Below are 2,021 nucleotides of genomic sequence, written 5' to 3'. Positions count from 1 at the left end.
AGATTATCAAGAGATCTTGAAATCAGAATCACACATGCACCTTCTCTTATAAACCTTTTTGCAACAGCAGAGCCTACTCCACCTGAAGCTCCGGTGATTAAAGCTACTTTACCTTCTAACTTACCCATTTCTTTCTCCTTAGCGAGATTCATTGAAATATTTTAGCTGAAAATTGAATTTTGCTCCATATATAAAAATCAAACTTAGCATATAAAAAAATAGCAACAACACTACCACACCACCTAAACTTCCATATATCAAATCCAGTTGGTCAAAGGAAGCTTTTAAGTATTGCTTAAAAGCTGAAGCAGAAATCGTCCAAAGAATAACAGCTACACAAGATCCAGGAAATACGTCTGATAAATTTTGTTTTATGTTTGGCAACATAAAATATAGCCAAGAGACTACTGTGAAAAGTACAAATTCAATAAGTAAATACCTAGTATAACTTAGTCCCTGATAGGAAAAATCAATTAGCATTGGTACTAGTGTAGAAAACACTATAGTTAGAGTTATAATAAGCGTGATTACTAAAAATTGTAATATACTTAGTACTCTTCTTAATATATAAGGCGGCGAAACCGGAACTTTATAGGCCTTATTGAGTATTGTTCTAAGCCCTTCAATTGTCGATGAAGCGGTCCAAACAGCACCTACAATTGCTAAAGTTAGTAAGCTTTGCGGCGGGCCTGATATTATCTCCCTAATACGCGGCATCAAAGATGATAAAATATCCTGTGGCATGTTATCAATGATAAATACCCAGCCAATGTTGTACTGGTCTAAAAAATTTGCAAATGTTGACGCCACAGCCATTAAAACGATGAGAAAAGGAAATATTGATAACAGAATTAAAAATGATAAATACCCTGCATGCTCCACTCCATCATTATAAATTGTGTCAATCAAAGCACGATAAAGACAATAAACGATGCTGTAAAATTTCTGTGGCACTGTAATATAAACGAACCAAGAAAAGTATTCTAAATGAAATAAAGGATACTTTTAAGCAAAAAAATCCTCACCATTTACTTAAATTTAATCAAAATGGTAGATAATCCAGCATTAAATAGAAATTATCGGAGGCATAATGAAAAATTTTCTTCTACTTGTGGCATTAATTCTCTCCTTTGCATTTGATGCAAATGCTCCTCCTACTACTTTTGTTGATACAAATGATACAACATCATCGGTGATATGCAAGATAATAGGCTATACTCATGGGATAGGTGGACCAATGATCACAATAGTGATAATAGGTGCAGCGTTGCTTGCAATATTCGGCAGAATGCCGTGGCCAGCGCTTTTTGCACTCGGTGCATTTACTGCTGTGTTTTTTGGCGCTCCTGTAGTCGTTTCAAAAATAACACCAGGAGGTGTGATTTGTCAAAACGGTGCAGTAGCGAATAAGCCATAGAAATTATTGGAGGCATAATGAAAAATTTTCTTCTACTAGTGGCGTTAATTCTCTTCTTTGCATTTGATAATGCTTTTGCTAGCAGTGTTACTGATGACGCAACGTCAAATACAATATGCAAAATAGTAGGCTATACTCACGGCATAGGTGGACCGATGATCACAATAGTAATAATTGGTGCAGCATTGCTTGCAATATTTGGCAGAATGCCGTGGCCAGCGCTTTTTGCACTCGGTGCATTTACTGCTGTGTTTTTTGGTGCGCCTGTAGTTGTTTCAAAAATAGTACCAGGCGGTGTGATTTGTAAAAATGGTGCAACTGCTTGCCCTGATGGTAAAGTATGGAATGCAACAACAAATACATGCAACTAGGCACTAAAATTTCAGAAAAACATTAGCTAAATGGTGCTCCTTAAAGGAGCACCATTATTCCACAATTGTATAAATGTTGTCCAAGTGAATAACACTGAGATCCGGGAATTTTTATAAACTGATAGGATGACAAATTTACTAGAACCCTCACCATTTACTTAAATTTAATCAAAGCGATAGATAATCAAACATGAAACAGAAATTATAGGAGGCGTAATGAAAAATTTTCTTCT

General features: G+C 35.7%; 4 protein-coding genes (1 of these 4 only partly in view). 2 read left to right on the top strand and 2 right to left on the bottom strand.

Annotated features, from left to right (window positions below):
- Together WG67_RS05615 and WG67_RS05610 are read right to left on the bottom strand one after the other, a co-directional pair.
- On the bottom strand, window positions 1-152 hold the 5' end (the start) of the coding sequence (locus WG67_RS05615) for an SDR family oxidoreductase (RefSeq protein ID WP_070357026.1). Its footprint begins 604 nt before the window's first position; 152 of the gene's 756 nt are visible here — the first part of the coding sequence; the start codon lies at window positions 150-152; its stop codon lies off the left edge, out of view.
- Entirely contained in the window at window positions 139-954 is an 816-nt protein-coding gene (locus tag WG67_RS05610) for a YihY/virulence factor BrkB family protein (protein ID WP_070357025.1), read from the bottom strand. The genes WG67_RS05615 and WG67_RS05610 overlap by 14 nt, the downstream gene beginning before the upstream one ends.
- 136 nt (window positions 955-1,090) lie before the next feature.
- On the opposite strand from WG67_RS05610, the gene WG67_RS05605 reads away from it, so the two are divergent.
- Window positions 1,091-1,417: a TrbC/VirB2 family protein gene (locus tag WG67_RS05605; protein WP_010081966.1), complete on the top strand. Its 327-nt coding sequence runs from the start codon at window positions 1,091-1,093 to the stop codon at window positions 1,415-1,417.
- A gap of 17 nt (window positions 1,418-1,434) precedes the next feature.
- Window positions 1,435-1,788 carry a TrbC/VirB2 family protein gene (locus tag WG67_RS05600; RefSeq protein ID WP_010081965.1) on the top strand — a complete coding sequence of 118 codons (354 nt, stop codon included), beginning with the start codon at window positions 1,435-1,437 and terminating at the stop codon, window positions 1,786-1,788.
- Window positions 1,789-2,021 lie beyond the last annotated feature (233 nt).

It is taken from the genome of Wolbachia endosymbiont of Drosophila incompta, from assembly GCF_001758565.1.
Lineage (GTDB): Bacteria > Pseudomonadota > Alphaproteobacteria > Rickettsiales > Anaplasmataceae > Wolbachia > Wolbachia pipientis.
This window is presented reverse-complemented; position numbering and strand designations above follow the sequence as displayed.